At 58.7% G+C, this 25,643-nt stretch carries 25 protein-coding genes; 10 read left to right on the plus strand and 15 right to left on the minus strand.

Annotation, left to right across the window (positions count from 1 at the left end; all coding sequences use genetic code 11):
• Positions 1–15 precede the first annotated feature (15 nt).
• The 5 genes from H7K56_RS11165 to H7K56_RS11185 form a co-directional block, all read right to left on the minus strand.
• A complete protein-coding gene (locus H7K56_RS11165) occupies positions 16–1,632 on the minus strand; it encodes a rhodanese homology domain-containing protein (protein ID WP_150361610.1) in 1,617 nt (538 codons plus the stop codon).
• Positions 1,625–2,215 (minus strand): cysteine dioxygenase family protein, encoded by a 591-nt coding sequence (locus H7K56_RS11170; protein WP_058770806.1) that lies wholly within the window; start codon positions 2,213–2,215, stop codon positions 1,625–1,627. The genes H7K56_RS11165 and H7K56_RS11170 overlap by 8 nt, the downstream gene beginning before the upstream one ends.
• Positions 2,212–3,195, minus strand: a complete 984-nt coding sequence (locus H7K56_RS11175) for an ABC transporter substrate-binding protein (protein WP_150361609.1) — start codon at positions 3,193–3,195, stop codon at positions 2,212–2,214. Before H7K56_RS11175 ends, H7K56_RS11170 begins: the two co-directional genes overlap by 4 nt.
• Entirely contained in the window at positions 3,195–4,283 is a 1,089-nt protein-coding gene (locus H7K56_RS11180) for an LLM class flavin-dependent oxidoreductase (RefSeq protein WP_021508245.1), read from the minus strand. The genes H7K56_RS11175 and H7K56_RS11180 overlap by 1 nt, the downstream gene beginning before the upstream one ends.
• A 192-nt stretch (positions 4,284–4,475) precedes the next feature.
• Entirely contained in the window at positions 4,476–5,666 is a 1,191-nt protein-coding gene (locus tag H7K56_RS11185; RefSeq protein ID WP_031279840.1) for a NupC/NupG family nucleoside CNT transporter, read from the minus strand.
• Positions 5,667–6,036: 370 nt separating this feature from the next.
• Here H7K56_RS11185 and H7K56_RS11190 point away from each other — a divergent pair, with 370 nt between their 5' ends.
• Positions 6,037–7,278 carry an Nramp family divalent metal transporter gene (locus H7K56_RS11190; protein WP_021508247.1) on the plus strand — a complete coding sequence of 414 codons (1,242 nt, stop codon included), beginning with the start codon at positions 6,037–6,039 and terminating at the stop codon, positions 7,276–7,278.
• A 50-nt stretch (positions 7,279–7,328) separates the two neighbouring features.
• Here the strand turns inward: H7K56_RS11190 and H7K56_RS11195 are convergent, their stop codons facing one another.
• Positions 7,329–7,682, minus strand: a complete 354-nt coding sequence (locus H7K56_RS11195; RefSeq protein ID WP_058758363.1) for a DUF2502 domain-containing protein — start codon at positions 7,680–7,682, stop codon at positions 7,329–7,331.
• Positions 7,683–7,839: 157 nt separating this feature from the next.
• Positions 7,840–8,829 (minus strand): aldo/keto reductase, encoded by a 990-nt coding sequence (locus H7K56_RS11200; protein ID WP_150361608.1) that lies wholly within the window; start codon positions 8,827–8,829, stop codon positions 7,840–7,842.
• A 213-nt stretch (positions 8,830–9,042) separates the two neighbouring features.
• Here H7K56_RS11200 and H7K56_RS11205 point away from each other — a divergent pair, with 213 nt between their 5' ends.
• Complete coding sequence (locus tag H7K56_RS11205) at positions 9,043–10,704, plus strand: alpha-keto acid decarboxylase family protein (RefSeq protein ID WP_182689012.1); 1,662 nt, start codon at positions 9,043–9,045, stop codon at positions 10,702–10,704.
• A 154-nt stretch (positions 10,705–10,858) separates the two neighbouring features.
• Entirely contained in the window at positions 10,859–11,824 is a 966-nt protein-coding gene (glk, locus tag H7K56_RS11210) for a glucokinase (RefSeq protein ID WP_058781785.1), read from the plus strand.
• Between the two features lie 35 nt (positions 11,825–11,859).
• Here glk and H7K56_RS11215 read toward each other — a convergent pair whose 3' ends face one another.
• Positions 11,860–12,588 (minus strand): LytR/AlgR family response regulator transcription factor, encoded by a 729-nt coding sequence (locus H7K56_RS11215; protein WP_021508252.1) that lies wholly within the window; start codon positions 12,586–12,588, stop codon positions 11,860–11,862.
• Entirely contained in the window at positions 12,585–14,276 is a 1,692-nt protein-coding gene (locus tag H7K56_RS11220; RefSeq protein ID WP_021508253.1) for a sensor histidine kinase, read from the minus strand. The genes H7K56_RS11215 and H7K56_RS11220 overlap by 4 nt, the downstream gene beginning before the upstream one ends.
• A gap of 448 nt (positions 14,277–14,724) precedes the next feature.
• On the opposite strand from H7K56_RS11220, the gene H7K56_RS11225 reads away from it, so the two are divergent.
• Together H7K56_RS11225 and alaC are read left to right on the plus strand one after the other, a co-directional pair.
• A complete protein-coding gene (locus H7K56_RS11225) occupies positions 14,725–15,249 on the plus strand; it encodes a GNAT family N-acetyltransferase (RefSeq protein ID WP_059012158.1) in 525 nt (174 codons plus the stop codon).
• Positions 15,250–15,368: 119 nt separating this feature from the next.
• Positions 15,369–16,604, plus strand: a complete 1,236-nt coding sequence (gene alaC / locus H7K56_RS11230; RefSeq protein ID WP_150361607.1) for an alanine transaminase — start codon at positions 15,369–15,371, stop codon at positions 16,602–16,604.
• A 42-nt stretch (positions 16,605–16,646) separates the two neighbouring features.
• On the opposite strand, the gene ypdK is transcribed toward alaC, so the two are convergent.
• From ypdK to H7K56_RS11245, 3 genes are all read right to left on the minus strand, one after another.
• Positions 16,647–16,718, minus strand: a complete 72-nt coding sequence (gene ypdK / locus H7K56_RS11235) for a membrane protein YpdK (RefSeq protein ID WP_006120362.1) — start codon at positions 16,716–16,718, stop codon at positions 16,647–16,649.
• A 202-nt stretch (positions 16,719–16,920) separates the two neighbouring features.
• The gene (locus H7K56_RS11240) at positions 16,921–17,949 is read right to left on the minus strand and encodes an HlyD family secretion protein (protein ID WP_058758369.1); all 1,029 of its coding nucleotides are present in this window, start codon (positions 17,947–17,949) and stop codon (positions 16,921–16,923) included.
• 5 nt (positions 17,950–17,954) lie between these two features.
• Complete coding sequence (locus H7K56_RS11245; protein WP_150361606.1) at positions 17,955–19,556, minus strand: MFS transporter; 1,602 nt, start codon at positions 19,554–19,556, stop codon at positions 17,955–17,957.
• A gap of 149 nt (positions 19,557–19,705) precedes the next feature.
• Here H7K56_RS11245 and H7K56_RS11250 point away from each other — a divergent pair, with 149 nt between their 5' ends.
• The 4 genes from H7K56_RS11250 to H7K56_RS11265 all read left to right on the plus strand — a co-directional run bounded on the left by H7K56_RS11250 (position 19,706) and on the right by H7K56_RS11265 (position 22,301).
• Positions 19,706–20,491 carry an IclR family transcriptional regulator gene (locus H7K56_RS11250; RefSeq protein ID WP_058776553.1) on the plus strand — a complete coding sequence of 262 codons (786 nt, stop codon included), beginning with the start codon at positions 19,706–19,708 and terminating at the stop codon, positions 20,489–20,491.
• A 7-nt stretch (positions 20,492–20,498) separates the two neighbouring features.
• Positions 20,499–20,951 (plus strand): universal stress protein, encoded by a 453-nt coding sequence (locus tag H7K56_RS11255; RefSeq protein WP_058758371.1) that lies wholly within the window; start codon positions 20,499–20,501, stop codon positions 20,949–20,951.
• Between the two features lie 9 nt (positions 20,952–20,960).
• Entirely contained in the window at positions 20,961–21,764 is an 804-nt protein-coding gene (locus tag H7K56_RS11260; RefSeq protein ID WP_150361605.1) for a hypothetical protein, read from the plus strand.
• Positions 21,765–22,019: 255 nt separating this feature from the next.
• Positions 22,020–22,301, plus strand: coding sequence for a membrane lipoprotein lipid attachment site-containing protein (locus H7K56_RS11265; protein ID WP_021509105.1), 282 nt, complete (start codon positions 22,020–22,022; stop codon positions 22,299–22,301).
• A gap of 73 nt (positions 22,302–22,374) precedes the next feature.
• Here the strand turns inward: H7K56_RS11265 and H7K56_RS11270 are convergent, their stop codons facing one another.
• Positions 22,375–22,527, minus strand: a complete 153-nt coding sequence (locus H7K56_RS11270) for a hypothetical protein (RefSeq protein ID WP_170264768.1) — start codon at positions 22,525–22,527, stop codon at positions 22,375–22,377.
• 281 nt (positions 22,528–22,808) lie between these two features.
• On the minus strand, positions 22,809–24,026 hold the full coding sequence (locus H7K56_RS11275; protein WP_150361604.1) for an L-lactate MFS transporter: 1,218 nt from the start codon (positions 24,024–24,026) through the stop codon (positions 22,809–22,811).
• A gap of 280 nt (positions 24,027–24,306) precedes the next feature.
• Here H7K56_RS11275 and H7K56_RS11280 point away from each other — a divergent pair, with 280 nt between their 5' ends.
• Positions 24,307–24,546 carry a hypothetical protein gene (locus H7K56_RS11280; protein ID WP_021313687.1) on the plus strand — a complete coding sequence of 80 codons (240 nt, stop codon included), beginning with the start codon at positions 24,307–24,309 and terminating at the stop codon, positions 24,544–24,546.
• Positions 24,547–24,582: 36 nt separating this feature from the next.
• On the opposite strand, the gene H7K56_RS11285 is transcribed toward H7K56_RS11280, so the two are convergent.
• Positions 24,583–25,482: a DMT family transporter gene (locus H7K56_RS11285; protein ID WP_150361603.1), complete on the minus strand. Its 900-nt coding sequence runs from the start codon at positions 25,480–25,482 to the stop codon at positions 24,583–24,585.
• Positions 25,483–25,643: the final 161 nt, after the last annotated feature.

Raw genomic sequence — 25,643 nt, forward strand, 5'->3', positions numbered from 1 at the left:
CAGCGCCTTTCCGTGTTAAACCGTCACGGCCTGTGGCTGCAGCTGTAGCACGCGAAAACCGTGGGTACCGTCGCGATCCAGTTGCGCCACCAGACCATATTCCCAGTCGAGATAGGCCTGCATCACGTCCGGTTCAATATCGGTGCCTTCGTACGGGCGGCGATAACGATCGATGGGCGACGAGAGCAGGCGCTGCTCGCCCTGTTCGGTGGGCAGACCGGCTGCGCGCCAGGCTGCATTGCCTCCCGCCAGCACCCGCACCGGTTTGCCGGTCAGCGTGGCAATTTGCTCCACGGCATAGCTGGCCAGCAGACTGCTGCCGCATGTCAGCACATAGCGGCCAGCATCGGGCAGTAGTGCCTTGCCCTGCTGCTGCAGGGTGGAACGCAGTAGCCAGGCCGCCCCGGGAATATGGCTGTTGCGGTAATTGGCGAGCGTGGTGAAATCCAGCACCTGCGTGTCGCCAGCCGCCAGCCACTCGGCCAGCTGCGCGGGGGAGATCGATTCCGGCGCAGCAACCGGCGCGACCTGCGGCTGCCAGCTACCGACAGCGCTGAAATCGCTGGCCTGCAATGCGTCAAGCACCGCCACCTGCCAGCCAAGCTGCGCCAGCCAGGAGCCGGTCATATTGGCGCGGACACCGTCATCATCCACCAGCACGATACGCGCACCGCGCACGCTGGCGTAATGATCGGTCTCCTGTACCAGCTGGCCGCCCGCCACGTGGCGGCTGCCCGGCAGATGACCGGCGGCGTACTCTTCGGCATCACGCACGTCAAACAGGTAGGTGGTGCGTGCTTCCTGCTGCCAGCGCGTCAGCGTCGCCAGAGGAATGCGCGTCACGCCGGCGCGATCGGCAATGGCGCGGGCCTGGCTCGCGGCCTGACGTTGCGCGGTTTCGCTGGCGTTGCCATAGCGGCGGCTCTGCCCATGCTCCAGCGCATGACCGGCCAGCGTCCAGCCAATGGTGCCGTTGCGCAGCGCGAATACCGGATTACGAATACCGGCATTGACCAGCGACTGCGTGCCAATAATGCTGCGCGTGCGTCCGGCGCAATTCACAATCACTGTGGTGCGCGGTGAGGGGGCTAAATCGCGCACGCGCAGCACCAGTTCGCCGCCCGGTACGCTGGTGGCGCCCGGAATGCTCATGGTGTGATATTCATCGAAGCGCCGCGCATCCAAAACCACCACGTCGGCATCATCGCTAATCAGCGCCTGTACCTCATCGGCGGAGAGCGAAGGCGTGCGGGCATGATGTTCCACCAGTTCGCCAAACGCTTTGCTGGGTGAATTAACATCAATAAACAGCTCGCCGCCAGCCGCCTGCCAGCCGGCTAAATCATCGGCCAGTAGCGTGACCTGCTGATAACCCAGCGCGGCGAGACGTTCAGCGGCGGTCTGCGCCAGGCCTTCGCCGTTGTCATACAGCGTAATGGCGGTGTGACGTTGAGGAATGCGGTCCAGCAGCTCCAGCTCCAGCTTTGACAGCGGAATGTTGACGGCAAACAGCGGATGCCCGGTGGCAAACAGCGCCTCATCGCGCACGTCAATGATCGCCACTTCCTGTTGCTGACGCAGCGCTGTCAGCAGTTCCGCCGCCTGGCTAAACGGGAAAACCGGTTTAGTCATGTGAAAGGTCCCAAATGTTAGGTAGATAACGGTTGCTGTAGCCGGAAATAAAGCGTTTTTCGTGGCCGTCGGCGGTGTAGACCGCGCGCTCAACCGCGCCGATATTCGCGCCATACACGTGGATACTGACGGAGACGCGATCGTCAAAGGCGTTGCTGACGCGATGGATATCACCGACCGTTGGCGACACCGCCTCCACGCTGCCGGGTTCAAGCCGCACCGGCGCACCTTCTGCCTGTAAACCGTGCGGGCCCGGCTGCCACGATTGTGAAATCTCGGCGCCGCGCAGCATGCCAATCAGGCCCCAGACGCGGTGATCGTGAATCGGCGTCTGCTGACCCGGCCCCCAGACAAAACTCACCACGGAAAAGCGCTGCTGCGCATCGGCATACAGCAGATATTGCTGATAGTGCTGCGGATGGGGCTGGGTAAACGCCTCATCCAGCCAGTCATCGTGGCGAATCAGTTCGGCCAGCCAGCCGCTGCCCTGCCGCAAAATGGTCGCTTCGTCCGGCTGGCTGTCGAGCAGGGTGGCCAGCCGGGCGACGAAGGTGCGCAGGCGATGGTGCTGATAATCACTCATGATTTGTCTCCCGGCACGTGCTGGGCGATGCGGTTAGCGGCGGCGGACAGGCTGAAGTCAAACGCCTGGCTGACATCGACCTGTTTTGGCAACACCTGATAACGATGGAAAAAGTCGGCGGATTTCTGCAGCGTGGCAATCAGGTGCGTGTCAAACACCAGCGGGCGGATGCGCGCATCGTCAATCCAGCTGCGGGTAATGGCGGGGGGCATATTCAGGGTTTTGCTCAGCACGCCGGCGAATTCCTGCGGATGGTGTTGCGCCCAGATTTGCGCCTTCGCCAGTCGCGCCAGCAGGTCGGCAATCGCTTCCCGCTTGCCGGCGTCCTGCAACGCTTCATTGCGGGCCAGCGCGTAGGAGTAACCAGACATAATGCCTTTACCGCCGCCGTCCGGCACGCGCACCGTGCCGTCGATGGCGGTCGAGGTGGCGATATAGGGCTCCCACGGCGCCCAGGCCGCGACCGCACCGGACGTCAGCGCCGCGCGGCCATCCACCGGTCCGAGGAAGCGCAGCGTGACATCCTGCGGCGTCAGGCCCGCGCGCTCCAGCAGGCCAAGCAGCAGATAGTGTCCCCAGCCGCCGCGGTTGACCGCGATCTGCTTACCTTTTAAATCCTGCAGCCGGTGAATGCCGGCGTCGGGGCGGGTCAGCAGGGCGATGCTGTCCGGGTTATTCTGCCAGGCACCCACGGCTTTCACCGGCGCGCCTGCCGCATAGACAAACAGAAACGGCAAATCGCCGGTAAAGCCAACGTCGAGCGCCCCGGCATTGAGCGCTTCCTGCACCGGCGCGCCGGAGTCAAAGGCGGTGAGCTTAAGATCGTAAGGCAGATTGTTCAGTTCGCCCGAGGCTTTCAGGGCGGCAAAACGATCGCCTTTCACATCGCCGAGGCGCAGCGTGACTTTATCGGCCGCCAGTAGCGGCTGGAGTGACGCGAAGGCCAGCGCAACACCGGCAAACAGAGCGGCGAGACGCATCAGGCGCTCCTTTTTTCAGTTGCGCTGAGCGCAGCCACTTTCTCACGCGTCAGCGGCAGCAGCTCACGGCCGTATTCCACCGCGTCATTCAGAGGGTCAAATCCGCGGATCAGCACGCTATGAATGCCGAGGCGATAGTAATCCAGCAGCGCCTCAGAAACCTGATCCGGCGTGCCGACCAGCGCGGTGGAGTTGTAGCCGCCCTGCACCAGTTTTGCCACGCCGGTCCACAGCACTTTGTCGTGGCGTTCGCTCTCATGCGCCGCCGCCAGCAGACGCTGCGCACCGACACTCTGCGGCTTCGGCAAACCAAAGGTATAGCCGGTCTCCGCCAGCTGCTTCTCTGCGGTGGCGCGGATATGTTCGGCACGCTCCCAGGCTTCTTTTTCGGTGTTACCCAGAATTGGCCGGAAGGAGATGTTAAACGCAATCTGGCGCCCCTGCGCGGCCGCCGCCGCACGCACATTACGTACCGTCTCGGCCGCGCCTTTTAACGGTTCGCCCCACAGCGCGAAGACATCGGCATGTCGCGCCGCCACGTCAATCGCCTCCGGTGACGATCCGCCGAAATAGATCGGCAGCTTATGTTGCAGCGGTTTAATGGCAGAGAAAGCCTGCTCAGCCTGGTAAAACCGGCCCTGATGATCGTAAGGCTGTGGCGACTCGAGGCTCTGTTTCAGCACGCTGAGAAATTCGTCGGTGCGCGCATAGCGTTCAGCCTTGCTGAGAAAATCACCGTCGCGGCGCTGTTCGCTGTCGCTGCCGCCGCTGATAATGTGCACGGCCAGGCGGCCGTCAGTGAGATGGTCGAGCGAAGCCAGCTTACGGGCCGCCAGCGTGGGCGCGACAAACCCCGGACGGTGCGCCAGCAGGAATTTAATCTTCTGGGTATGCGCCGCTGCGTGAGCGGTGACCAGAAAGCCATCGGGTTGATCGGACCAGTAGCCGACAAGAATGCGATCGAAGCCGGCCGCTTCATGGGCGCGGGCAAAGCGGGCAATGTAATCTTTATCGAACAACGTGCCGGACGCGGGAATGATTTCTGAGGCAAGCCGGTGGCCAATCATGCCGAGGAACTGAATGCTCATGCGATTCTCCTGAGGTGAGGTCAGAAAGAAAAGCTACGGGCGCAGACGGCAACAACGGAAATTCGATATTGTGCAAAGGGTTTGCGGGAAACGGTGAAGCAGGGCGTGACGCGGCGGTAGGCTGACTGGCGCGGGATATAACGCTTAGATATATAAAAGAAGAGAAGGGCGAGCCGCAGCCCGCCCTGTAGATCAGAAGCCCAGCACCAGACCGGCGATGGCGGCGGAGAGCACGCTCACCAGCGTCGAGCCGTACAGCAGTTTCAGGCCGAAACGTGATACCACGTTACCCTGCTCTTCATGCAGACCTTTGATCGCGCCTGCGACAATGCCGATGGAGGAGAAGTTGGCGAAGGAGACCAGGAACACCGACAGAATGCCTTCCGCATGCGGCGACAGCTGACCGGCGATTTTCTGCAGATCCATCATTGCAACGAATTCGTTAGAAACCAGCTTGGTCGCCATGATGCTGCCCACCTGCAGCGCTTCGCTGGATGGCACGCCCATTACCCAGGCAAACGGATAAAACACATAGCCGAGCACGCCCTGGAAGCTGATACCAAAGATGGTATCAAACAGCGCGTTGAGGCCGGAGATCAGCGCGATAAAGCCAATCAGCATCGCCGCAACGATAATCGCTACCTTAAAACCGGCCAGAATGTATTCACCCAGCATCTCAAAGAAGCTCTGACCTTTATGCAGATCCTGCAGCTGCAGGTCTTCTTCGCTGTCCACGCGGTACGGGTTAATCAGCGACAGCACGATAAAGGTACTGAACATGTTGAGCACCAGCGCGGCTACCACGTACTTTGGCTGCAGCATCGTCATGTAGGCACCGACAATCGACATCGACACCGTCGACATCGCGGTGGCTGCCATGGTGTACATGCGGCGCTGTGACATTTTGCCGAGGATATCCTTATAGGCGATAAAGTTTTCTGACTGTCCCAGAATCAGAGAGCTGACGGCGTTAAAGGATTCCAGTTTGCCCATGCCGTTGATCTTCGACAGCACGGTACCGATAGCGCGAATCACCCACGGCAGGATGCGGAAATGCTGCAAAATACCGATCAGGGCCGAGATGAAGACGATAGGGCACAAAACATTAAGGAAGAAGAAGGCCAGACCTTTCTCGTTCATGTTACCGAACACGAAATTGGTGCCTTCTGCTGCATATTTGAGCAGATGATCAAACAGCCCGGCGAAACCTTTAACAAAACCAAGGCCTGCTTCGGAGTTAAGGAAGAACCACGCCAGCAGCACTTCAATTACCAGCAGCTGAACGATATAGCGAATCCGGATACTCTTACGATCGTGACTGACGAGTAACGCCAGCACGGCTACCACCACCAATGCTAAAAGGAAGTGCAAAATATGGGACATATCGGCTCCAAATTTGAGGAGGGTTGTATTTTGCTGCGTATTCTATGTAACGCGTTACTTAAAAACGAGATCAAAACCACAATATAAGTATTCGGTATCGCTTTATTTCTCAGATTAGTCTCACCGCTCACAACCTGTTTACAAATCGATCACAAGAAATATCCACAAAGAGATTGTCTATAATTTAACCCGGGAGTAGAGTGAAACCTGTTGCATAATTTTTAGCAAGCGCTAACTTTACCTTGTGGTATAGCAATGGCTATACTTTATAGCACCATCTATCAATGCGATAACTATAACCAAATTTCACTTGCCTTGAATGCCCCGTAAGCTGGATGGGTCAGACAAGCGTTAGGACAGGGTCAAAACTATGTCAGAAAGTCGCACCGCCGAGCGCGCCGCTCGCGGAGCCAGAAAGATCAAGCTCGCGCTGCTGGGACCGGCCTTCATCGCGGCCATTGGTTATATCGATCCCGGCAACTTTGCCACCAACATCCAGGCGGGGGCCGCGTACGGCTACAAACTGCTGTGGGTGGTGGTGTGGGCCAACATCATGGCGATGCTGATCCAGCTGATGTCCGCCAAGCTGGGCATTGCCACCGGTAAAAACCTCGCCGAGCATATTCGCGATCGCTTCCCGCGCCCGGCGGTATGGTTCTACTGGGTACAGGCGGAGATCATCGCCATGGCCACCGATCTGGCGGAATTCATCGGGGCTGCGCTCGGCTTTAAGCTGCTGCTCGGCATCTCGCTGCTGCAGGGCGCGGTGTTAACCGGTATCGCCACGTTCCTGATTCTGATGCTGCAGAACCGTGGACAGAAGCCGCTGGAGCTGGTGATTGGCGGGCTGCTGCTGTTTGTCGCCGCCGCTTATATCGTTGAGCTGTTCTTCTCGCAGCCGCGCGTCAGCGATCTGGTGGTGGGCATGGCGCTGCCGAGCCTGCCCACTTCGGACGCGGTATTCCTCGCGGCTGGCGTGCTGGGCGCGACCATTATGCCGCACGTCATTTATCTGCACTCGGCGCTGACGCAGTACGGTAATAAAGGCAGCAAGGCGGAGCGCTACTCCTCCACCAAGCTCGACGTGGCGATCGCCATGACCATTGCCGGTTTCGTTAATCTGGCGATGATGGCCACCGCAGCGGCCGCGTTCCACTTTAGCGGTCACACCAGCATTGTCGATCTCGACCAGGCCTATCTGACGCTGCAACCGCTGCTGGGTCACGCGGCGGCGATTGTGTTCGGGCTGAGTCTGGTAGCGGCCGGCCTCTCTTCTACCGTGGTGGGCACGCTGGCCGGCCAGGTGGTGATGCAGGGCTTTATCCGCTTCCACATTCCGCTGTGGTTCCGTCGTACCATTACCATGCTGCCGTCCTTTATTGTTATCTGGGCGGGCTGGGATCCGACGCGCATTCTGGTGATGAGCCAGGTGCTGCTGAGCTTCGGTATTGCGCTGGCGCTGATTCCGCTGCTGTCGTTCACCGGGAACCGTGACATCATGGGCGATGAACTGGTGAACTCACGCCTGATGCAAAATGCCGGTCGTCTGATTGTGGTGCTGGTGGTGGCGCTGAATATCTATCTGCTGGTGGGCGAAGCGCTCGGCTGGTAAGCAAATGACTGAATAGAAAAATCCCGGCTGCGTCTGCGCCGGGATTTTTTTTAATGGTGATGATGGTCGTGGCGGTCATGCCGATCGTGCCGGTGATCGTGACGCCAGTGTTCGCGACGTTCGCGCTCGTGCCAGCGGCGCTCACGTTCACGCTCCCAGGCTCGATGGCGTTTCCACTCTTCGTGACGCCACCAGCGATGATCGTTGTACTGATAGCGATCGTGCCACCAGCGCGGTTCACGCCAGCGACCGCCGTCCCAGTAGTAGCCGCGACGATCGCGATCGCCGAGATGCAGCGTGACGCCAGGGGCCAGATTGATGGTAGCGCTACTGGCTTCAGCTGTGTGCAGCGCCAGAGGGGATAACGTTGCCAGCAAAGCGGCAAACAAAATTGCACGTTTCATACTTTCTCCTCATCGATAGCATCGAGGCTACCGTGGCGCTAGTGTGCCATATCGGACCAGACACGCCTTGAGATTTAGTCTGAAAAAGTGCCAGCGAAAGGTTGCGCAGCGTTTTCTGCTAAGGACAGCGCCCGGAAAAGTCCGGGCGGGTAAACGGTTACACCAAAATTTGCTCAATGGCGGCGATCTCGTCCGCCGTTAATTCAGGCTGGCTCAGCATGTCGACGGCATCATCGATCTGCGCGGTTTTACTGGCGCCAATCAGCACCGACGTGACGCGCGTGTCGCGCAGCACCCAGCGCAGCGCCATTTGCGCCAGCTTTTGACCGCGCTGCTGCGCCAGCGCCTGCAGCTGCTGCACTTTCGCCATCTTCTCTGGCGTCAGCTGGTTTTCGTTAAGGAATTTGCTGCCGCTGGCGATGCGCGAATCCTGCGGAATGCCCTGCAGATAGCGGTCGGTCAGCACGCCCCCTGCCAGTGGTGAAAAAGCAATACAGCCGACGCCATTGTCACCCAGCACGTCCAGCAGACCCAGTTCCGGCGTGCGTTCGAACATCGAATAGCGCGGCTGGTGGATCAGGCAGGGGGTGCCGAGATCGCGCAGCATGGCGATAGCGGCGGCGGCTTTATCCGCCGGATAGTTGGAGATCGCCGCGTACAGCGCTTTACCCTGACGCACCACCTGATCGAGCGCGCGCATGGTCTCTTCCAGCGGCGTTTCCGGATCCGGACGATGGTGGTAAAAGATATCCACGTACTCCAGCCCCATGCGCTTCAGGCTTTGATCGAGGCTGGAAATCAGGTACTTGCGTGAGCCCCAGTCGCCGTACGGACCGTCCCACATGGTGTAACCCGCTTTGGTCGAGATCACCAGCTCGTCGCGCAGGCCGTGAAAATCTTCGCGCAGAATGCGGCCAAAGTTGCTCTCCGCAGAACCGGGCGGCGGCCCGTAGTTATTGGCCAGATCAAAATGGGTAATACCGCGATCAAACGCGTGACGCAGCAGCGCGCGGCTGTTGTCGACGCGCGTGCTGTCGCCAAAGTTGTGCCATAGACCCAGCGAAATCGCCGGCAGCTTCAGGCCGCTGCGGCCGCTGCGGCGATACTGCATCTGGTGATAACGTTCGGCGTGGGGGAAAGTACTCATGCAGCGTTCCTGTCTCAGGTGGGAGAAAGTGGCATCAGCATAGCAGTGTATGCGTTTACACTGCGCCGTAACGCGGCAAAGATCGCAACTTACAGAATTTTCTGTCGTCGTAACGAATGCTTGCCATGCATGACAGCGCGATGATGGTAAAAATCTCGCCAGTTCAGCCACATCGCTAATACTCCTGATCATTCCCCCTCACAGGAGCGGTCGATGAACACTCTTAACGTTGGCGACTATTTACTGCATCGTTTGCACCAGGCGGGTATCCGCCATCTGTTCGGCGTACCCGGCGACTACAACCTGCAATTTCTCGACAGCGTCATTGACCATCCCGGTATTACCTGGGTCGGCTGCGCTAATGAACTCAATGCCGCCTATGCGGCCGATGGTTACGGTCGCTGCAACGGCGCGGCCGCGCTGCTGACCACCTTTGGCGTCGGTGAACTTAGTGCGATTAACGGCATCGCCGGCAGCTACGCCGAATATGTGCCGGTGATTCACATCGTCGGCGCTCCCGCCAGCCACGCCCAGCAGCAGGGCGACTGCGTGCATCATTCGCTCGGCGACGGCGATTTTGGCCATTTTCTGCGCATGGCCCAGGAAGTCAGTGCCGCCAGCGCGGTGCTGAGCGCCGACAACGCCGTGGCTGAAATTGATCGGGTCATCGCTGGCGCGCTACAGCAGCACCGTCCGGGCTATCTGCTGCTGGCGGTGGATGTCGCCGCCGCCACGGTAACGCTGCCGTCAGCCAGCGCCAGCCCGGTACCGGCTGAAAACCTCGACGTGGCGCAGGCGTTTGCCGCAGCGGCGGAGCGCCTGCTGGCACCGGCGCAGCGCGTGGCGCTGCTGGCCGATTTTCTCGCTGCCCGCTGGCAGCTGCAGGCACCGCTGGCTGAGCTGCGTGCGCTGCGCGCCATTCCGGCTGCCACGCTACTGATGGGCAAGGGCGTGCTGGATGAGCAGCAACCGGGCTTCGTCGGCACCTACGCCGCCAGCGGCAGCCGCGAAACCGTGCGCGCGGCAATTGAAGACACCGATGTCACCCTGTGCGTCGGCGTGCGTTTTACCGACACCCTGACCGCCGGGTTTACCCAGCAGCTGTCGGCGCAGCGGGTGATTGATCTGCAGCCGTTTCATGCCAGCGTCGCCGGAGAAACCTTCGCACCGCTGAGCATGGCGCAGGCGCTGGCCGCGCTGCTGCCGGTTTATCAGCGCCACTGCGCGCACTGGGCTACGGGCGTGGCTGACATGCCGGACGATGCACCGCCCGCTGCTGCCGCCGTAATCAGTCAGCAGGCTTTCTGGCAGGCGATGCAGCGTTTCCTGCAGCCCGGTGATATTATCCTTGCCGATCAGGGCACGGCGGCGTTTGGCGCTGCCGCGCTGCGTTTACCGCATGATGCGCAGCTGCTGGTACAACCTTTATGGGGTTCCATTGGCTATACTTTACCCGCCACCTTTGGTGCCCAGACGGCGCAGCCTGACCGCCGCGTCATTCTGATCATCGGCGATGGATCGGCGCAGCTGACCATTCAGGAACTGGGATCGATCCAGCGCGACGGCTTAAGCCCGATCATTTTTCTGCTGAATAATGAGGGATACACTGTCGAACGCGCGATCCATGGAGCGGAACAGCGCTACAACGACATCGCGCAGTGGAACTGGACCGCGCTGCCGCAGGCGATGAGCCTGAATTGTGCGGCTCAGAGCTGGCGCATCAGTGAAACGGCGCAGCTCGACGCCGTGATGGCGCTGCTCAGCCAGGCGCGTTGCCTGTCACTGATTGAAGTGGTGATGGAGAAACAGGATTTGCCGCCGCTGCTGCGCACCGTCACGGCGGCGCTGCACCAGCGCAATAGCCACAAAGTTTAGGACAGTTGCCTCTGTACAGTTGGGCTGGCGACAGTCAGGCTGTGCGTCGCACTGAATGACCAACGCTCATCGTGCAAGGTGAGCGTTGTTGTTTTATTGGCAGGCTTTTATAGTGTCCTGCACTTGTTTATGACCCAAGCGGAGCAGCAGAAGAATGACAAAATACGCCCTGGTCGGCGATGTGGGCGGCACTAACGCTCGTCTCGCCTTGTGTGAGGTGGAGACCGGCGCCATCTCCCAGGCCAAAACATTCTCAACATCAGACTACGACAACCTTGAAGCAGTTATCCGTCACTATCTGGATGAGCAAAAACAGGACATTACCGACGGCTGCATCGCCATCGCCTGTCCGATCACCGGCGACTGGGTGGAGATGACCAACCATGACTGGGCCTTCTCAACGCGTCAGATGAAGGAAAGTCTGGGCTTTACTACGCTGGAAATCATTAACGATTTCACCGCGGTTTCCATGGCGATTCCGATGCTGACGGCGCAGGACGTCCTGCAGTTCGGCGGCAAATCGCCGGTGCAGGATAAGCCAATTGCCATCTACGGTGCCGGCACCGGGCTCGGCGTCAGCCATCTGGTGCACGTCGATAAGCGCTGGGTCAGCCTGCCGGGCGAGGGCGGTCACGTTGACTTCGCGCCAAACAGTGAAGAAGAGGATGCAATTCTCGAAGTGCTGCGCGCCGAACTGGGTCACGTTTCTGCCGAGCGCGTGCTGTCGGGTTCCGGGCTGGTTAACCTGTATCGCGCGATTGTGAAATCCGATCAGCGCGAGCCGGAAAACCTCAAGCCAAAAGATGTCACCGAGCGGGCACTGCAGGACAGCTGCATTGACTGCCGCCGCGCGCTGACGCTGTTCTGCGTCATCATGGGACGGTTTGGCGGCAACCTCGCGCTGAACCTCGGCACCTTTGGCGGCGTCTACATTGCCGGTGGCATCGTGCCGCGCTTCCTCGAGTTCTTTAAAGCGTCCGGCTTCCGCGCGGCGTTTGAAGACAAAGGCCGCTTCCGCGATTACCTCGTTGATATCCCGGTCTACATGATTACTCACGACCAGCCGGGCCTGCTTGGCGCCGGTGCCCATCTGCGCCAGGCGCTGGGGCGCGTGCTGTAATCTGACGGGCGAACGGCTTTCCGTGCCGTTCGCCTTCAAAGATGCATCAGCTGGCGAAACGCCTTCACCTTGCTGCGGCTCACCGGCACCTGCGCATCCATATCGCGCAGCTTCACCAGATAGGTGTTGTTAAACCACGGTTCGATCTCGCCAATCTTGCTCAGATTAACGCAGTAGGAACGGTGGCAGCGAAAGAACATCGACTCAGGCAAACGGCTGCAAAACTCGCTGATCGCCATCGACATCACATAGGCTTCGCGCCGCGTGTAGACAAACGTCAGCTTCTCATGTGCTTCAACGTAATAGATATCGTTGATATCGGTCACGATAATGCGCTCATCTTTGACTAAATTCACCGTTTGCGGCGCGCTGGCTGCCGGATTGTGCTGCTGCGCCTGCTGCTGTTGTGCGCTGGCCTCCAGTTTGTTCAGCATGGTGATGATGCGCGACTCGTGATACGGCTTGAGGATGTAGTCAAACGCCTGCAGTTCGAAGGCCTCGACCGCGTGCTCTTTCCACGCGGTGATAAACACAATCAGCGGCTTATGGATAAACTGGTTGATGTTCTGCGCCAGCAACATGCCGTCAAGCGACGGGATGTTGATATCGAGAAAAATCACGTCCACCCGATGAGTCTGCAGATACTTCAGCACTTCCAGCCCATCATCAAAGCAGGCTTCGATGCTGATCTGGCTATGCTGCTGGATCATCCAGCTTAGCTCCTGCTGCGCCAGGAATTCGTCTTCGACAATAATGGCTTTCACGCTGAGGTTTCCGCTAACGGGGTGAGCGGGCCGGACAGCCGCTGACCACTTTTGCTGAGGGTAAAGGCGATTTCCGTACCGGGCTGATGACGGGTGATGGTTAAGCCGTGGCCGGACAACAGTTTCACCCGGTGATGCACATTCAGCAGGCCAATTTTATTGCCCGGCATTTCGTTGCGCGCTACCCGGCTGACCACCTCTTCGCTGATGCCGGCACCGGTATCGCGCACCGCCACGCGCACGCGATCGCCCAGATCTTTCACGCTCAGCGTGACCACGCCTTTGCCGCGACAGGGCTGAATACCGTGCACGATGGCATTCTCTACCAGCGGCTGGATCAGCAGGCTGGGCAGCGAAAAGTGCAGATCTTCATCGATGTCGTAAATCATCGACAGCTTGTCGCCAAACCGTGCCTGCTCAATGGCGATGTAATCTTTCACCTGCCACAGCTCTTTTTTGATGTCGATGGGTTCATCGTCATTGAGTTCCAGGTTGTAACGCAGGTAGCGCGACAGATTAATCACCAGCTGGCGCGCTGTGTCCGGATTGAGGCGAATCGATGAGGAGATGGCATTCAGCGCGTTAAACAGGAAGTGCGGGTTGATTTTGCTTTGCAGCGCGCGCAGTTCCGCTTTATTGGCCATCTCGCGTAACTGCTCGGCACGCGAGACTTCCAGCTGCGTCGAGATGATTTGCGACAGACCGACCGCCATCTCTTTCAGTGAACCGGTAATACGATGGGCGCGGCGATAGTAGATTTTCAGCGTGCCGGTCACTTCCCCTTTTTCCCAAAGGGGAATCACCAGCATTGAGTGAATGTCTTTGGTGCGGTGTGCCTCATCGTTATTCTTAATGATAATTTTTCCGCTGGCGATCGCCTGCGCGGTGGTCGGACTGATGCCGTCGTCGCCGTTGTGGTAGTTCTGCTCGCCGTAGCCGACGTAAGCCAGAATCTGTTTGGTGTTAGTGATCGCCACCGCATCGGCATGGATGTCGCTGCGAATGATGGCGCACACTTTGCGCAGCGAGTCGCTGTTAACCTGACGAAACAGCGGCAGGGTTTTGTTGGCAATCTCCAGCGCCAGCTTGGCCTGACGCGCGGCAATCGCCTCTTTTTCCCCTTCGACGCTCTGCACCAGCAGCACAATCAAACCAATGCTCGACGCGCCGAGAATCATCGGCAGCGCAATTTCCGACACGATGGTTAAACCGAGTGACATCGGTTTCGCCCACAGCACGATCAGCAGCATGGTCAGGCTTTCACACAGCATGCCGCCGAGGATGCCGGCGCGCCAGCGCTGCTCTTTGCTAACGAAGCGGTTGATGGCACCGGCGGCGATACCGGCGATGATGCTGGTAATCAGACAGGGCACCGAGGTGATGCCGTCGATATCAATCAGGAAGCGGTGCACGCCGGCAATCACGCCGGTTGCAATGCCGACCCACGGCCCGAACAGAATGCCGCCCGCCATGACCGCAATCACCCGGACGTTGAGCAGTGAGCCGTCAACGTTGATGCCGGACCAGGTGCTGAACAGCGCAAACAGCGAGAAGATGGCGGTCACCACGGCTTTTTCGCCGATTGAGTGTTCATCTTTTTGCAGTAGCTGACGAAATACGCGGGTGCGGGTCAGGAAGAACAGGCAGATCAGCATCAGCGCGGCGCGGTCAAACACCGCCAGCAGCATGTCGAAATGGGAAGGCACGGTGTTCTCCGGAGCAGGCAAGGTTGCGGACATGATAAAAAATGTGATCGCGATCCGCCAGCGTCCCGGCAAGCTGCAGACGTTTCTCATAGCCTGGATCAATTTTTAAGGTGCGCGCTGCCGGTGCGCATCAATGCGCACCCTACAGGACCGCAGATGCATTGCAGGGGCGCCATTTATGGCGACCAGATTGGAAGGTGCGCGCCGTGTAAAATGGGCCGCTAACACACCGCAGGGGCGCCACTTATGGCGACCAGATCCGCCCATAACACCCGCCCCTGAAGGGGAGCAAGGCAGATTATCCGCTATGAAACCTGAAAAGAGGAAATCCTGAGTGCCAAAAAGAGGATTGCTGAAAGCGTGCAGCGGTCACTGGTTGTCACGGATGCGGTTTGCTATGTTGCCGTAAGCACAACAGCGGAGCGTGGCCATGCAATTACTCACCCCTCGTTTGTCCCTCAGCCGGTTACAGCCGGAAGACTGGCAGATTTTCAAAGCGGTCCATGAAGATGCCGCGACCATGACCTGGGTGAGCGAGATCCCCGATGAAAACGACATCCGCCAGCGCTTTAACGAGCGGCTGGCACCGTGGCAACCCAGCAGTTTTCACATGCTGTGCCTGGTGGCGCGCCTGCGCGACAGCGGTGAAGCGATTGGCCTGTTTGGCTGCAGCGCCGAGTGGCATCCGTATCGTCAGGCCGAAGTGGGTTACATGCTGCGCCACGCCTGTACCGGTCAGGGCTACGGCAGTGAAGCGTTGCAGGCATTGTGCACGTTCCTGCTGCAGGCCGACTTCCACAAACTCAAAGCGCTGGTGATTGAGGGCAACTGGCCGTCGCGGCGCATTCTGGAAAAGAACGGTTTCGCGCTGGAAGGCACGCTGCGCGATAACTACCGCCTCAACGGCCAGTGGGTAAACGATTGGGTGTTTGGGCGCTTAAACGAAATGGGCTAAGAAAATTTGCCGTCCCCCCTCGACAATATTGTTATCAGCGCGTTATGTTCTTGTTTCGGTCACGGCAGTGATCAGCGTCGCTCGGACGGTCCGGGCGCTAACGTAATCCAGAGGACATCATGGCTGATAACAGCACACCCCGTCGTTTCTCGCGTATTGAACGTCTGCCCCCCTATGTATTTAACATCACGGCTGAATTGAAGATGGCTGCGCGCCGGCGCGGCGAAGACATCATCGATTTCTCCATGGGCAACCCGGATGGCGCGACACCGCCGCACATCGTGGAAAAGCTCTGTCAGGTGGCACAGCGTGAAGACACGCACGGCTACTCTACCTCCAAAGGGATTCCGCGCCTGCGTCGCGCCATTTCGCGCTGGTACGCCGAGCGTTACCAGGTGGATATCGATCCGGAATCTGAAGCCATCGTTACCATCGGCTCGAAAGAGGGCCTGGCGCACCTGATGCTGGCGACGCTCGATCACGGTGACACCGTGCTGGTGCCCAATCCCAGCTACCCGATTCACATCTACGGTGCGGTGATCGCCGGGGCGCAGGTGCGCTCGGTGCCGCTGGTCGCGGGCGTCGATTTCTTCAATGAGCTGGAACGCGCCATCCGCGAAAGCTACCCGAAACCGAAGATGATGATCCTCGGCTTTCCGTCCAACCCGACATCGCAGTGCGTAGAGCTGGACTTCTTCGAGCGCGTCATCGCGTTGGCGAAGCACTACAACGTGCTGGTCATCCACGATCTGGCCTACGCTGACATCACCTATGACGGCTGGAAAGCGCCGTCGATTATGCAGGTGCCGGGCGCGCGCGATGTGGCGGTGGAATTCTTTACCCTGTCAAAAAGCTACAACATGGCGGGCTGGCGCATCGGCTTTATGGTCGGCAACAAAGAGCTGGTGGCGGCACTGGCACGCATCAAAAGCTATCACGATTACGGCACCTTCACACCGCTGCAGGTGGCAGCGATTGCGGCACTGGAGGGCGATCAGCAGTGCGTGCGTGATATCGCCGAGCAGTATAAACGCCGGCGCGATGTACTGGTGAAAGGGCTGCATGAAGCGGGCTGGATGGTCGATCTGCCGAAAGCGTCCATGTACGTCTGGGCGAAAATTCCCGATCACTATGCGCATCTGGGCTCACTGGAATTTGCCAAACGGCTGCTACAGGAGGCGAAAGTGTGCGTCTCGCCGGGCATTGGCTTTGGTGACTACGGCGATACCCACGTGCGTTTTGCCCTGATTGAAAACAGCGATCGTATTCGTCAGGCGGTGCGTGGCATTAAAGCGATGTTCCGCGCCGACGGTATTTTGCCGGGAACGGTAAAAGCGGTGGAAGAAGCAGAGTAACTACAAATCGGGGCGACTGAGCGGTCGCCCCGGCTGGCGTCTTTACAGCATCAGCACGAAGGTGCCGACCCAAAGTAAGACGAAGAAAGATATTCCCATCAAGGCGTATTTCACAAAACAACTCCTCTGAGCGGTTACAATGATGGCGATCCCAAACCAGCGTAACCCGAACAGAATAAGAGAAAGGTGGAGTTCATCATCGCTACACGCTTTCTACTCAGGTCGCTTCGGGCTGCCCCGAAACAGGATCGAGCGCTAATTTACGCGGAATCGATCCGAAAATAAATAGGTCACTTCTGAGAAGTTGCTCACATTTTCATCGGGTCTCAATCTGCGGAATCGCCGACATGCCGACACGTAATTGCGCCAGATCGCTCTGATGCGGATCCAGCACAATTTTCACCGGCAAACGCTGAACCACTTTAGTGTAGTTGCCGGTGGCGTTATCGGGGGCAATCGCGGAAAACGTGGCGCCGGTAGCGGGGGCGATACTATCAACGTGACCGGTGAAGGTCTTGCCGGGCAATGCATCAATCTTCACCACTACCCTCTGGCCCGGGCGCACATCCGCCAGCTGCGTCTCCAGATAATTGGCGGTGATGTAAGTCTGCTGCAGCGGCACCACGGCCAGCAGACGCGTACCCGCGCTGACCCAGGCTCCCACGCGCACCGAACGCTGACCCACCATGCCATCCACCGGCGCAATAATACGCGTATAAGAGAGATTCAACCCGGCCTGGTCGACGCTGGCCTGCGCCGCCGCGACATCAGCTTCCGCCTGACGCAGCGCGGCCTCAAGCACCTTCACCTGCTGTTCGGCCGCCGCCAGCGCCGCTGCGCTCTGGCGCACCGTGGCGGCGGCGGAACGCTGGGTTGAGCTGGCTTTCTGCTGGTCGTCAGCGGCTATGGTGCCGCTCTTGTACAGCTGGTTGTAGCGCGCCGCGCTCTGTCCGGCATACTGCGCCGATGCCTGACTGGCGGCCAGCGTGGCGCGGGCCTCGGCAATGGTGGACTGCTGCTGGTCGAGCTGCGCCTGCGCGCTCAGCCGTTTGGCGTCGCTGACCTGCAGATTCGCCCGCGCGGTCTCCAGCGCCACGCGATAGTCGCGGTCGTCGAGCGTCGCCAGCACGTCACCAGCCCGCACGCGCTGGTTATCCTGCACGTTGACGTGGGCGATATAGCCGGACACCTTCGGGGCCACCAGCGTGTAGTCGGCATTCACCCAGGCATCATCAGTGCGATGGTCGTTGCCGGTCATGGCTGACCACAGCCAGAACGCCATCGCCAGCAAAACCAGCAGCAGGGCGCTCAGCAGGATTGTTCGTTTCATAGCAAAAGCGTGCATAACAGTTATTCCGGAGTTTTGGTAACAGGTTGAATCAGGGTTTGCGGTGGCCAGACGCGTTTCGCCAGGCACAGCGTCAGCACTAACAGCCCGACAGCGAAAGCGATCAGCATCAGATACGCATCGCTCAGGCTCAGCACCATGGCCTGATGCTTCAGCAGGGTGGCGAAGCCGCTGAGATTGGCCGCGCTGCTGGCGCTGCCGTCGGCCAACAGCGGCAGGCTGCTGCTGGCCTGCTGGCTATCCGCTGCGGTCATCAGCCAGCTGCGACTGGCAGCCTGATCGACCAGCACGCTGGAGTGAAACTGCTCGCGATGGCTGATAAACCACTCCACCAGCGTGCTGGCGGCAATGCTGGCAAAGCCGCGTACGGTATTGAACATGGCGGAGGCGAACGGCCCTTCCGGCGGCGCGACCACGCTGGTGGCGCTCATCAGCACCGGCAGAATCACCATCGGCTGACCAAACGCCTGCAAGATCTGCATCAGCCAGAAGTTTTGCCGCGCCCAGTCGGTAGTGATCTGCATGCCGAGCAGGCAGGCGGTCGCCAGCAGCAGCACACCGGCGCTCAGCACCCAGCGGCAGTCAATCCAGCGGATATTCAGCAGGCTGGCGACCAGCGGTGCAATCAGCAACTGCGGCAGGCCGATGGTCAACGCCAGCGGCGCGAACTGCAGCGTGCGAAACCCCTCCACCTGACCAAAATAGGCCGACGGCAGCGCCGAACCGGACAGCGCCAGAATCAGTACACCCGCCAGCGCCAGCAAACCGTGCGACAAATTACGCCGGCGCAGCATCTGCAACTTAAACAGCGGCAGCGGGTGAAACCATTCATTAATAAAGAACACAATCAGCAACGCCAGCGCGCTGAATAATAGGGCGACAAACAGCGGCGAGCTGAGCCAGTCGAGACGCTCACCCTGCGTCAGCGCCAGAATCAGCAGCGCCATGCCCGAGCAGCCGCTCAGCATGCCGAACAGGTCAATCTGTTTAAATCGCTCAGTGCGCAGCGGATCCTGCGGCAGACCCCAGCCGATCAGCAGCATGGCGATCAGCATGGCCGGCACCACCTGCCAGAACACAAACATCCAGCTGACGTCATCGGTCCAGAACGCCGCCAGCGACGCCGCCAGATTCGGGCCAAACGTGGCGGTGAGGGTGTAAGCACTCAGCCCATAAAGTTTGATCGGCGGTGGCAGAAAGCGCAGCGCCACTGTCATCAGCAGCGGCGGCAGGGCGCCGCCAAACAGTCCCTGCACCACGCGCAGCGCAATAAACAGCGGGGCCGTGGGCATAAAGGGCAGCAGGACACCGCACATCATGAAACCGGCCGACACCGCCAGCGCGAAGCGGCGCAGCGAAAAGGTGACGGCGAACCACGGTGCAATCATCATCGCGGCGACTTCCGCTGCCTGATAGGCCGAAATAATCCAGCTGCCGTCATCGTAGCTAATGCCGACTGCGGCACGGATATCGGCCAGCGCGATGTCGGTGACGCGATCGTTTAATCCGGAGGTCAGCGCGGCGATCAGCACCCCCACCAGCCCCAGCGCGAGGCGCAGGGTAAAAGGATGCGGTGCCGGTGCCGCGACGGGCTGGGCATTCATAGGAGGTGTCTCGTTATTAGTTGATGCAGTGTATTGCGATGTGATACAGCTCGCATCTTACATTTCGATATGGTGTATTGCAATGTGATACAGGGTGTAAAAGTGCGATCGTTCGCGCTAAAGTAGGGCAGGCCAAAAAGGAACGTATCATGGTAGAACCTCCCTCAAGCCGTGAGGATGAAAAAGCGGGTGGCATTCAGGTCATTGCGCGTGCGGCAAAAATTTTAAATGCGCTCGGTGAGCATCCGGGCGGCATGAGTCTGGGTGAAATTGCGCAGGTGGTCGATCTGCCGCGCTCGACGGTGCAGCGCATCGTGGCGGCGCTGGATAGCGCACAGCTGGTGCGCAGCGGCGGGGCAGGCGGGCTGCGCCTCGGTCCGGCGTTGCTGAAGCTGATCTCCAGCGTGCACAGTGACGTGGTGGAAATTGTCCGGCCGTTCCTCGAACAACTCTCGGCGGAAATCAATGAAACGGTATCGCTGGCGCGAGCCAGCGGAACGCAGCTGGCGATTGTCCATTACGTGGTGGCCACGCGTGAGCTGCGCGTGGTGCCCCACATCGGCCTGAATCTGCCGCTCTACAGTACGTCCGGTGGCCGGGCGCTGCTGGCGCTGGAGAGCGACGAAGATGTGCGGGTGATGGTCGGTGAAGCCTATGCGGAACTGACGGAAATGACGGTAAAAACGCTGCCGCAGTTGCTGACGCTGATTGCGGAGGTGCGCGCCAGCGGACTGGCTATCGATCGCGGCGAAACGCTGGAGGGCATTTCCACCATGGCGGTCGCGATTGATACGCTGTTCGGGCGCTTCTCGATCTCACTGCTGGTGCCGACGGCACGTTTTCACCGCCAGGAAACGCATTACCGGACAGCGCTGATAAAGTGTAAAGAGGCGCTGATTCGCGAAATTGGCAAAATAACTGCTGCGGAAGGATAACCGACTGATGAAAACCTTGCTGATGGCCATCGATAACTCACCGGTGGCGGAAAAAGTGATCGCCCTGACCATTGAACAGGCGCTGGCGCAACAGGCGCAGGTCACCGTGCTGTGCTGTGTCGATCCGGCTTATTCGTCGTGCAATCAGCCGATTGAGATCGACGCCGGGGAAGATCCGGACGATTTTGTCGTGGCGCAGGATGAACAAAATACAGCTGAAATGGTGGTACGCCATGCGCTGGCACCGCTGCTGCGCGCTGGCATTGACGCACGCGGGCTGATTCTGGCCGGTGAAGCGGCGGAAACCATTGTGGCGCAGTCTGAGGCGTTGCACGCCAGTATGATTATAATGGGCCGTCGTCACCTGTCGCCGCTCAACCGCCTGCTGAAAGGCTCGGTAAGCGCAGCAGTGATTGAACGCGCCAGCTGTCCGGTTTTAATTGACGTTCGCAAGGATTAATGTCGCTCCATGTTCTCGCTTTTCCCGCTCACGCTGGCTGCTTTTGTGCTGCTGGCGATCATCATCGTGATACTGCTGCGCACCACTGCGCTGCGCGTCTGGCAGGGTGTCCTGCTGTTTTTGCTGCCTGTGCTGCTGGCCAATCTGCTGTGGTTTAGCTGGCTGCATCCGCGTCAGGAGCGCGAGGCGCTGGCGGCGCAGGTGGCTACCCAACTGAGCGACGCGCCGGGTTATCGCGTGCTGAAAGTGCAGGAGCCGGCGCTGTGGCAACTGCTGAATCGCGAGCTGCAGCACAAGCTGGCAGAGGGCGTACCTGCGGAGCAGGCGCTGGGCGATATGCGCGGCTGGCTGATGGATTTGGTGAATCAGCGCATGGCGCGCGCCAGCGATGCGGCGATCATCAACTATATCCGCGTTTCGGTGCAGGAGATGCAGGCGCTGCAGCAGCAGGATACGCAGCGCTGCTTCCGTTTCCTCTATCCGCAGGTCAGCGGTGGCGTCAATCTGCAACAGGTGTTGTCGCCGGAGCTTAATCAGCGCGATGGTGAAGCGCTCGAGGCACTGCTGCAAAACAGTACCGGCGATGAGCTGGCGGTGGATCAGCCTCAGGCGCAGCGCGATCTGCAGCGCGTGGTGGAAAAGCTGTATGGCAAGTGGGGCGATAAGCTGCAGCAGCTGAATATGCCGGCGGATACGGCGGTGGATCGCAGCACGATGTGCGCGATGTCGATAGATCTTTACAGCGGAATTCTCGCATTGCCGGACAAACAAGCGGCCAATCTTTTGCGTAAGATGGTCAGCCTTACCGGATAACGGGCGAAAAAAAAGCCCGCTCAGCACGGGCATAAAGGTCACTTTCAGTATGTCTTTTTGTGGGTATCACCTGGTGTGGTGCAGACTTCGTTTTGTCTGAAGTCATCTTCTCACTGCTGATGTGATAAGGAAAACCGTTTGGTTTTATTGATTTGATTGGCGAAAGCTTTGCATTAATCGGACATTTCGCGTCTTTTTCCTATAGAGGCGTGTGGCGTTGCCTTTTACACTGCAACGTCTGATGAGGACACCCTAATGAATAAAATGCTTATTAGCGCGTTAGCGCTTTTTATGCTGGCCGGTTGTAGTGTCAGCAAACCCGGGGGTTTTGAGCGCGTGGATGAAGATGCCCGTTCAAATACCGTACAGTATCGTTACGATCCACAGAAGCTGGATAAAGATGCGCTGGAACTTGATCTGGCGAATTACTGTAACCAGCGCGGCTTCGATAAAGTCGAGTCGCTTCCGGCGCAGGACAGCAATTTGCCTGGCCTGAAGAAAGTCTGGTATCAATGTAATTACGCGGTGAAAAGCTAAAAAATAAGGGCGGGATTGATTCCCGCCCTTTCTTTATTCATTTTTTATTATGTGCTGTGTGTGCTTTGCCCAATTACCAGTGACGATAGCCGCCATGGCCGTGATGCCAGCCGCCGCCGTGCCCGTGGCCCCAGCTGGGACCGCGTCCATGGTCGTGCTCGATAATACACCCGCTTAGCATGGTCATAATCGCCACCACCGAAGCGACTTTTATTAACTTCTTCATGGAGAGTCCTCCTCTTTTCCAATGAGGCCAGATTAACCGGGAAAAGTGGAGTGAAGATGCAGTGAATGTAGAGTTATTTCCGTAATTATTACCAGATATGTCAATTAAAAGCTAAAAGTGACAGGGCGGGAAATAAACCAATCGGAATAAGCTGAATAGCGCCTGATAATAACCCGATTACTCTGAAATGCAAGGTTAAATAACAGTCATTCTCAACGCGTGATCAATTCTGTGGTCATCAGTAAAAAGCCTGCCGTGCAATTACACGGCAGGGTGGTGAATTAATTATGCAGTACCGGCGCGGCCAGGTTTTGACGATTTGGCAGACGGATACTGAGCGACAGCACCAGCGAGATCACCAGCAGTGTCATAATCAGACTGAAGGTCACGGTGAAGCCGCCGAACACCGAAGCCACCAGCGAGCCAAGCACGCTACCGATGCCGAAGCCGAGATAGATCAGGCCGTAGTTTTTGGTCAGGTTGTTGAGGCCGAAGAAATCGCTGACCAGTGACGGAAAGACGGTGATGGTGCCGCCAAAGCTGAACGCCACGCAGGCCAGCGACAGGAAGAAGGTGGTTTCATTCATGTGGGTGAACAGCAGGATGCTCATACCGCTCAGCGAAACCAGCTGTGCCAGCGAAATGACCCGGATGCGCGCCATTTTGTCCGACAGTACGCCGAGAATCAGTCGTCCGCTCAGGTTGGCAATGGCAATTACCGTCACCGCATTGGCCGCCGTTTGCGTAGTCAGGTGCACCAGGCCTTCACCAATGTCTTTCGCGACGCCAATCACATACAGACCGCTCATGCAGGCCGTCAGGAACATCAGCGCCAGCATCCAGTACTGCGGCAGGCGCACCGACTGCGCCAGCGTAAACTCCTGTGCCGCCTGCTGCTGACGTGAGCCGGCCTGCTGTAGCGGCGCATCGCGCATCATCAGGGCACCGGCAATAATCATCGTCATCGCCAGCACACCCCAAATCACAAAGGTATTTTCCAGCCCCTGAGTGCTGAGCAGCGCGCCACAGATAAATTTAAAGCCGAGACTGCCGAGGCCGTAAGCGCCGATCGAACAGGCCGAAATCAGCCCTTTGCGCTCCGGAAACCACTTCACGCAGTTAGAGAGCGTCATCAGATAGCCCGCGCCATCGGCCAGCCCGACCAGAATGCCGGCGCTCAGGTACAGCATCATCAGGTTGTCAGCATGGGCGGTCAGCCAGAAGCCAATCGCCATCAGAATGCCTGCACCGATAGTGACATTGCGCACGCCAAAGCGCTCCTGCAGCTTGCCGGCCAGCGAGGAGGCAATCGCCAGACCGAGGCTGAGCAGACCAAAGGAAAAAGCCACCTGGCTGACCGGCGCATCCAGTTTCTGTGCCAGTTGGCCATTAAACAGGCTCCAGGTATAAACCGAGCCGAGCGCGAACTGGGTAATGATGGTGCCTGCGAGGGTAAGGATACGGACACGCTGATGATTAGGGGTAACGGCTGTTGTCATTTTTCTCTCTCCCATCCGGGAATACGGAATCTGCAGCGATAATAAGCCTCACGCGGGCGCGGGTGGTGCGGACGGGCGTGAACGGAGCGGGAGACGGAATGAAATGCTGTGAAAACGGTATGAATGGCATTGCGCCTTTGCTTAAGCGCAGCGCGGATGTCGTCACATGAACAGGCATTGCGACAGGTGAGCATGTGTAACAGGGTGTTTTAAGCGCAGCATCTGCGCGGCAAAACACAGGAACTTTGCCATGCTTATAGTTCACTCAACAGGAGGAAATATGAAAGACCGGGCATATGAATCCGTATCCAGCGGGGATGAGGTTTGCTGCATCATCGGTCAGGCGGTTATCGAGTTAAGCGATGAACAGCAGCCTGTGACCAGGTCCACCCTGTCGCTGAAATTACTGGCGATGGCCGACCGCGACAGAGATGATGAACGCGTTCTGCTTTACTGGATTGCCAGAAAAGCCATTAACCAACCTCACCAGCTCAACATCGGCGTCGGGGGCTGGCGCTAGAGGAGTGACAGAGCGGGCGTCATGCCCGCTCTTGCTTCAGGCCAGATGTAACCGGCGATGAGCCGGCCAGCGCACGAACATCACCATATTCCCTGCCAGAATCATCACCAGCCCGACGATAGCATTGCTATGCCACTGATAGCCTTCATACAGCGTCGAAAGCGTCAGTGCCACCAGCGGAAACAGCAGGGTGCTGTAAGCCGCCTGACTGGCACCGATGCGCCCCACCAGCGTGAAGTAGGCACCAAAGCCCAGCACCGAGCCAAACAAAGCCAGATAACTCATTGCCCCCAGCCACTGCAGATTGAGTGCCGGTGCCAGCGCGTCGCCATTCACCAGCGCCAGCACGGCCATGATCAGCGCACCGTACAGCATGGCGTAGCTGTTGGTGGTCAGCACGTCGCGCTGACGACGCTGATGGCGGGTAGAAATCATATTGCCGAAGGAGAAACCGAGCGTGCCCAGCGCGCTCAGCCCCACGCCCCACAGCAGCTGCGGCGCAACATGGGCTGACTGAATATCCTGCCAGAACAGCGCAACAATTCCGCCGAGACCCAGCGCGGCGGCGGGCAGCAGGCGGAAAGGCGGGCGCTGGCGGAAAAAGATCCAGCTGTTGAGCGCGTTATACAGCACCGCCATCGAAAAAATCACCGACTCCAGTCCGGTGCTGATCATCGCTGCCGCATGGTAAAAGCAGACAAAATTAAAACCGAATACGCAGCCGCCCTGTAACAGACAAAACAGGTGGTCACGCGCATCCAGCGTACGCAGACGTTTCAACAGCCGGAGAAGCACCAGCATGGTCAACGAGGCGAACAGGAAGCGCCAGAATACCGCCACCAGTACCGGCGTATCGGCGGCCTGCTGCTGCAGAAAAATCGCAATCCAGGTGGTGCCCCAAATCAGCACCACCGCGAGGTATAACATCAGGTTCATCAGAAACTCTCCGGCGGAATCAGGCTCGCAGTGTGCCTGAGTGACAGGAGCGCGGCTTGCATGGCTTTGCGCAGCACTTGCAAATTCTTGCGCTTTTTCCCGCCTGGTCCGGCATTGGCCTGTTTTCTGTCCGGTCAGTTGCGTAAACTACAGACATCAAC

It is taken from the genome of Pantoea dispersa, from assembly GCF_014155765.1.
Lineage (GTDB): Bacteria > Pseudomonadota > Gammaproteobacteria > Enterobacterales > Enterobacteriaceae > Pantoea > Pantoea dispersa.

Bases quoted from the DNA above. Each gene is read 5' to 3' on its own strand.
- H7K56_RS11165 (WP_150361610.1), bottom strand. From the start codon at position 1,632: ATGACTAAACCGGTTTTCCCGTTTAGCCAGGCGGCGGAACTGCTGACA.
- H7K56_RS11170 (WP_058770806.1), bottom strand. From the start codon at position 2,215: ATGAGTGATTATCAGCACCATCGCCTGCGCACCTTCGTCGCCCGGCTG.
- H7K56_RS11175 (WP_150361609.1), bottom strand. From the start codon at position 3,195: ATGCGTCTCGCCGCTCTGTTTGCCGGTGTTGCGCTGGCCTTCGCGTCA.
- H7K56_RS11180 (WP_021508245.1), bottom strand. From the start codon at position 4,283: ATGAGCATTCAGTTCCTCGGCATGATTGGCCACCGGCTTGCCTCAGAA.
- H7K56_RS11185 (WP_031279840.1), bottom strand. From the start codon at position 5,666: ATGTCCCATATTTTGCACTTCCTTTTAGCATTGGTGGTGGTAGCCGTG.
- H7K56_RS11190 (WP_021508247.1), top strand. From the start codon at position 6,037: ATGTCAGAAAGTCGCACCGCCGAGCGCGCCGCTCGCGGAGCCAGAAAG.
- H7K56_RS11195 (WP_058758363.1), bottom strand. From the start codon at position 7,682: ATGAAACGTGCAATTTTGTTTGCCGCTTTGCTGGCAACGTTATCCCCT.
- H7K56_RS11200 (WP_150361608.1), bottom strand. From the start codon at position 8,829: ATGAGTACTTTCCCCCACGCCGAACGTTATCACCAGATGCAGTATCGC.
- H7K56_RS11205 (WP_182689012.1), top strand. From the start codon at position 9,043: ATGAACACTCTTAACGTTGGCGACTATTTACTGCATCGTTTGCACCAG.
- glk (WP_058781785.1), top strand. From the start codon at position 10,859: ATGACAAAATACGCCCTGGTCGGCGATGTGGGCGGCACTAACGCTCGT.
- H7K56_RS11220 (WP_021508253.1), bottom strand. From the start codon at position 14,276: ATGCTGCTGGCGGTGTTTGACCGCGCCGCGCTGATGCTGATCTGCCTG.
- H7K56_RS11225 (WP_059012158.1), top strand. From the start codon at position 14,725: ATGCAATTACTCACCCCTCGTTTGTCCCTCAGCCGGTTACAGCCGGAA.
- alaC (WP_150361607.1), top strand. From the start codon at position 15,369: ATGGCTGATAACAGCACACCCCGTCGTTTCTCGCGTATTGAACGTCTG.
- H7K56_RS11240 (WP_058758369.1), bottom strand. From the start codon at position 17,949: ATGCACGCTTTTGCTATGAAACGAACAATCCTGCTGAGCGCCCTGCTG.
- H7K56_RS11245 (WP_150361606.1), bottom strand. From the start codon at position 19,556: ATGAATGCCCAGCCCGTCGCGGCACCGGCACCGCATCCTTTTACCCTG.
- H7K56_RS11250 (WP_058776553.1), top strand. From the start codon at position 19,706: ATGGTAGAACCTCCCTCAAGCCGTGAGGATGAAAAAGCGGGTGGCATT.
- H7K56_RS11255 (WP_058758371.1), top strand. From the start codon at position 20,499: ATGAAAACCTTGCTGATGGCCATCGATAACTCACCGGTGGCGGAAAAA.
- H7K56_RS11260 (WP_150361605.1), top strand. From the start codon at position 20,961: ATGTTCTCGCTTTTCCCGCTCACGCTGGCTGCTTTTGTGCTGCTGGCG.
- H7K56_RS11265 (WP_021509105.1), top strand. From the start codon at position 22,020: ATGAATAAAATGCTTATTAGCGCGTTAGCGCTTTTTATGCTGGCCGGT.
- H7K56_RS11270 (WP_170264768.1), bottom strand. From the start codon at position 22,527: ATGAAGAAGTTAATAAAAGTCGCTTCGGTGGTGGCGATTATGACCATG.
- H7K56_RS11275 (WP_150361604.1), bottom strand. From the start codon at position 24,026: ATGACAACAGCCGTTACCCCTAATCATCAGCGTGTCCGTATCCTTACC.
- H7K56_RS11280 (WP_021313687.1), top strand. From the start codon at position 24,307: ATGAAAGACCGGGCATATGAATCCGTATCCAGCGGGGATGAGGTTTGC.
- H7K56_RS11285 (WP_150361603.1), bottom strand. From the start codon at position 25,482: ATGAACCTGATGTTATACCTCGCGGTGGTGCTGATTTGGGGCACCACC.